This is a genomic window from Rhizobacter sp., assembly GCF_031412495.1.
Classification (GTDB): domain Bacteria; phylum Pseudomonadota; class Gammaproteobacteria; order Burkholderiales; family Burkholderiaceae_C; genus Schlegelella_A.
This window is the reverse complement of the sequence record NZ_JANODC010000455.1, coordinates 1-5,290: the sequence shown is the minus strand read 5'-3', so window position 1 is coordinate 5,290 and position 5,290 is coordinate 1. Positions and strand designations below refer to the sequence as shown.

Below are 5,290 nucleotides of genomic sequence, written 5' to 3'. Positions count from 1 at the left end.
CCTCGAGGACGCCTACCGCGGCGCCGAACGCAGCATCACCCTGCGCGTGCCAGTGGAGGGACCGGACGGCCGGGTCCAGCTCCGCGAACGCACGCTCGACGTGCACATCCCCAAGGGCATTCGCCCGGGGCAGCGACTGCGTCTGGCCGGGCAGGGCAGCGCCGGTTCCGGCGGCGCTGCCGCCGGCGACCTGTTCCTCGAGATCGGCTTCAAGCCGCACCCGCGCTTCCGGGTGGAGGGCGGCGACGTCACGGTCGACCTGCCGATCGCCCCCTGGGAGGCGGCGCTGGGGGCCACCGTCGACGCGCCGACCCCGGACGGGCCGGTGCAGCTCACGGTGCCGAAGGGCTCGAAGCCCGGCAGCCGGCTGCGCCTGAAGGGGCGCGGCCTGCCCGGCAAGAATCCGGGCGACCTGTACGCCGTCCTGCAGATTGCCCTGCCGCCGGCGGACACCGAGCCGGCGCGCGAGGGCTACGAGGCCATGCGCCGGACGTTTGCCAACTTCGATCCGCGCCACGGTGTGAAAGGCTGAGACATGCAGAAATCGATCCTGTCCGCACTCCTCGCAGGTGCTGTCGTCGTCATGGGCGTCGCCGGCTGCGCAAGCGCCGACCGCACCGGCGCCGCGTCGAGCGCCGCACCGGCACTGTCGTCGGCGCAGATCGCGCAGCTTCTGGCGAGCCCGGACCGCAGCGACGCCGACCGGCGCAACGACGTCCGCCGCAAGCCCGCCGAGATGCTGGCCTTCATCGGCGTGCGGCCCGGCATGACGGCGCTCGACCTGAGCGCCGGCGGCGGCTACACGACCGAGCTCCTGGCCCGCGCCGTCGGCCCCACGGGGCGCGTGTACGGGCAGAGCAACACGCCGGATGGCGCACCGGGGCGCTCGGCGCTGGCCCTCGCCGAACGCGCGAAGAAGCCGACCACTTCGAACATCGTCGCCGTCGTGCAGCCCTTCGAGCGACCGGTGCCGGCCGCGCTCGCGCAGGGCGGCCTCGACCTGGCGACGCTGATGTTCAACTACCACGACTTCGGCGCCATGGGCATCGACCGGGCGCGCATGAACGCCGCCGTCTTCGCTGCCCTGAAGCCCGGCGGGATCTACGTCGTCGCCGACCACGCCGGGCGGCCCGGCACCGGCATCTCCGAATCGTCGACGCTGCACCGCGTCGAGGAGGCGCTCGTGCGGCGCGAGGTCGAGGCGGCGGGCTTTCGCCTGCTCGCCGCGGGCGACTTCCTCCGCAACCCGAACGATCCGCGCGACAAGGAAACGCCGGACCCGCCGCAGCCGAAGGACGAGTTCGTCCTGAAGTTCGTCAGGCCCTGACGCGGGCGCGGCGTGTCGTTCGCTCGGCGGCGAGCGCCGGCCGGATCGGCACGCCGGCCTCGGCCTTCACTTCCTTGAGGACCACGCTCGAGCGGATGTGCGTGACGCCGGGGAGCTTGAAGGCCGTGTCGTGCAGGAAGGCCTCGTAGCTCTTGATGTCCTCGACCAGCACCTTGATGCTGTAGTCCGCGCCGCCTGTCGTGCTGTAGCAGCTGACGATCTCGGGACAGGCGGCGACGGCGCGCTCGAATTCCCGCACGGTGTTCTCGGTGTGCTGGGTGAGGTTCACCTCGGCGAGCACGCACAGGGCGAGGCCGACGCGCTCGCGGTCGATCGATGCGCCGTAGCCGCGGATCACGCCGGCGGCCTCCATCTCCTTGACCCGCTTCCAGCACGGGGTCGACGTCAGTCCCACGGCGGCGGCGAGCTGCTGCACGGTCTGGCGCGAATCGCGCTGCAGCTCGGCGAGGATCGCCCGGTCCTTGTCGTCCAGAACGTACATGGGGTGATCGGATCTGTTCGCAGCAGGCCATTCTATGAACGGCCCGATCGGCGGCCGACAAAGAAGCACATTCCCTCGTCATCGACGTAGATTGGCGGGTCGGCCGACCGGAGGACCGCCATGCCCCAATCGCTTGCCCGCCCCGACTACCGCCTCGCCGACAACCTTGCCGCCAGCGACGGCGCCGTCTTCCTGACCGGCACGCAGGCGCTGATCCGCCTCGCGCTGATGCAGCACGGGCTCGATGCGCGCGCCGGCCTCGCGACGCGGGGCTTCATCAGCGGCTACCGCGGCTCGCCGCTCGGCATGGTCGACCAGCAGGCCTGGAAGGCGGGGAAGCTGCTCGACGCCGCAGGCGTGAAGTTCCTGCCGGCCATCAACGAGGAGCTCGGCGCCACGGCCGTGCTCGGCACGCAGCGGGTCGAGTCCGACCCGGAGCGGACCGCCGACGGCGTCTACGCGATGTGGTACGGCAAGGGCCCGGGCGTCGACCGCGCCGGCGACGCGCTCAAGCACGGCAACGCCTACGGCTCGTCGCCGCACGGCGGCGTGCTCGTCGTCGCCGGCGACGACCACGGCTGCGTCTCCTCGTCGATGCCGCACCAGAGCGACGCGACGATGCAGTCGTGGCACATGCCGGTGATCGCGCCGGCCAACGTCGCCGAGTACCTGGAATTCGGGCTCTACGGCTGGGCCCTGTCGCGCTTCTCGGGCAACTGGGTCGGCTTCACGGCGCTGTCGGAGGTGGTGGAGAGCGGCTCGACGGTGGACCTCGGCGCCACGAACGCTCGCGTCGCCGCCTGGCAGGGCGCGGCCGAGGTCGAGGCCGCCACGGGGTACGTGCGACCGGACGAGGGCTTGCACTACCGCTGGCCCGACCTCCCGTCGCTGAAGATCGAGGCGCGCCTGCACGCCAAGCTCGACGCGGTGCGGGCGTTCGCCAAGGTGAACGCGATCGATCGCGAGGTCGTCGCCTCGGCCGACGCGACGGTCGGCATCGTCACCTGCGGCAAGGCGCACTTCGACATGCTCGAGGTGTTCCGCCGCCTCGACCTCCCGCTCGATGCCCTCGCCGCCGCCGGGGTTCGCCTCTACAAGGTGGGTCTCGCCTTCCCGCTCGAGCCGACCCGCCTCGATGCGTTCGCGACCGGACTGGAAGAGATCCTCGTCGTCGAGGAAAAGGCGGGCCTGGTCGAGCAGCAGCTGCGCGACCTTTTCTACAACCGGGCGGTCCGGCCGACGATCGTCGGCAAGCGCGACGCCGAGGGCCGGCCGCTCGTCTCCGAGCTCGGCGAGCTGCGGCCGTCGCGGCTGATCCAGCTCGTCGCCGACTGGCTGGCGCGCCGCTTCCCGGCGCTCGACCGTCGCGCCCTGGTGGTCGACTTCACGCTGCCGGACTTGCTCTCGAACGCCGGCGACGCCGTCAAGCGCGTGCCCTACTTCTGCGCCGGCTGCCCGCACAACACGTCGACCAAGGTGCCCGAGGGCTCGCGCGCGCAGGCCGGCATCGGCTGCCACTTCATGGCCTCGTGGATGGACCGCGAGACCGAAGGCCTGATCCAGATGGGCGGCGAAGGCGTCGACTGGGTCTCGCACGCGATGTTCACCAAGGTGCCGCACGTGTTCCAGAACCTCGGCGACGGCACCTACTACCACTCGGGCTACCTGGCCGTGCGCCAGGCGATCGCCGCGGGCACCAACATCACCTACAAGATCCTCTTCAACGACGTGGTGGCGATGACCGGCGGCCAGCCGGTCGACGGCGTGATCAGCGTCGACGCCATCGCCCGCCAGGTCGAGGCCGAGGGCGCGACGAAGGTGGTCGTGCTCTCCGACGACATCGCCAAGTACGACGCCATCCGTTCGAAGTTTCCGGCCGGCACCGAGTTTCACGGCCGCGACGAGCTCGACGCCGTGCAGCGGCGCCTGCGCGAGATGAAGGGCGTCACCGTCCTCATCTACGAGCAGACCTGTGCCGCCGAAAAGCGGCGCCGGCGCAAGAAAGGCGAGCTCGTCGATCCGGCGCGGCGCCTGTTCATCAACGACCGCGTCTGCGAGGGCTGCGGCGACTGCTCGGTGCAGTCGAACTGCGTCGCGGTGCTGCCGCTCGAGACCGAGCTCGGACGCAAGCGAAAGATCGACCAGTCGAGCTGCAACAAGGACTACTCCTGCGCCAAGGGCTTCTGCCCGAGCTTCGTCGGCGTCGTCGGCGGCAGGCCGAGGAAGCGTGCCGGCGCGCTCGGCGGCGCCGGCGGCGAGCGCTTCGCGGCACTCGTCGATGCCTTGCCGCTGCCGCCGGCGCACCGCTGGACCGGGCCGTACGACCTGCTCGTCACCGGCGTCGGCGGCACCGGCGTCGTCACCGTCGGCGCGCTGATCGCCATGGCGGCCCACCTCGAAGGCCACTCGGCGAGCGTCCTCGACTTCATGGGCTTCGCGCAGAAGGGCGGCTCGGTGCTGTCCTTCGTGCGCCTGGCCAAGGACGCGTCGGCGCTGAACCAGGTGCGCATCGACGCGCAGCAGGCCGATGCAGTCCTCGCCTGCGACATCGTCGTCGCCGCGTCGGCCGATGCGCTGCAGACCGTGCGGCGCGGCCGCACCCGCGTCCTCGCAAACAAGCACGAGACGCCGGTCGCCGAGTCGCTGTCGAACCCGGACGCCAGCCTGCGCGTGGAGGCGCTGCTCGAGAAGATCGAGTTCGCCGCCGGCGCCGACCGGGTCGAGACCATGGACGCGCAGGCGCTGGCCGAGGACTTCCTCGGCGACACCATCGTCGCCAACATCATCGCCATGGGCATGGCCTGGCAGCGCGGCCTGGTGCCGGTCGGCCTTGCCGCCATGCAGCGGGCGATCGAGCTGAACGGCGTCGCCGTCGCGACCAACCAGCTGGCGTTCTCGCTCGGCCGGCTCGCTGCCGCCGATCCGCAGGCGGCGCGGGCGCTGCTCGACGCGCCGAGCCCGGACGAGACGCACGAGGAAACGGTCGAGGCGCTCATCGAGCGCTCGGCGGCCTTTCTCGTCGCCTACCAGGGCGAGGCGTACGGGCGGCGCTACCGCGCCGTGGTCGAGCGCGTGCAGCGGCGCGAGCGTGCCCTCGAGGGCCACGACCCCGCCTTGCCGCTCACCTGCGCCGTCGCCGCCCAGATGCGCAAGCTCATGGCCTACAAGGACGAGTACGAGGTCGCCCGCCTCTACACCGACGGCGACTTCGAGAAGAAGCTGCGCGAGCAGTTCGAAGGCGACGACCTGAAGCTGGAGTTCTACATGGCGCCCCCGGCGCTGGTGAAGCCGCGCGGCGGCCGCGCAGCGGCACCGAAGAAGGTGCGCTTCGGGGCCTGGCTGTGGCCGGTGCTGAAGGTGCTGGCGCGCGGCCGGGCCTTGCGCGGTACGCCGTTCGATCCGTTCGGCCGCACCGAGGAGCGGCGCCTCGAACGCCGCCTGATCGGCGAATACGAAGGCCG

General features: G+C 71.5%; 4 protein-coding genes. 3 read left to right on the top strand and 1 reads right to left on the bottom strand.

Annotated elements, in window-relative coordinates:
* Together AC30N0_RS17055 and AC30N0_RS17050 are read left to right on the top strand one after the other, a co-directional pair.
* Positions 1–532 (top strand): DnaJ C-terminal domain-containing protein (locus tag AC30N0_RS17055; protein WP_489519090.1); only part of this gene is annotated, 532 nt, incomplete at its 5' end.
* Between the two features lie 3 nt (positions 533–535).
* Positions 536–1,327: a class I SAM-dependent methyltransferase gene (locus AC30N0_RS17050; protein WP_489519089.1), complete on the top strand. Its 792-nt coding sequence runs from the start codon at positions 536–538 to the stop codon at positions 1,325–1,327.
* Here AC30N0_RS17050 and AC30N0_RS17045 read toward each other — a convergent pair.
* A complete protein-coding gene (locus tag AC30N0_RS17045; protein ID WP_489519088.1) occupies positions 1,317–1,829 on the bottom strand; it encodes an Lrp/AsnC family transcriptional regulator in 513 nt (170 codons plus the stop codon). The two genes, AC30N0_RS17050 and AC30N0_RS17045, sit on opposite strands and share 11 nt — an antisense overlap.
* 120 nt (positions 1,830–1,949) lie before the next feature.
* Between AC30N0_RS17045 and AC30N0_RS17040 the strand changes: the two genes are divergently transcribed.
* A partial coding sequence (locus AC30N0_RS17040; RefSeq protein ID WP_489519087.1) for an indolepyruvate ferredoxin oxidoreductase family protein occupies positions 1,950–5,290 on the top strand: 3,341 nt, incomplete at its 3' end.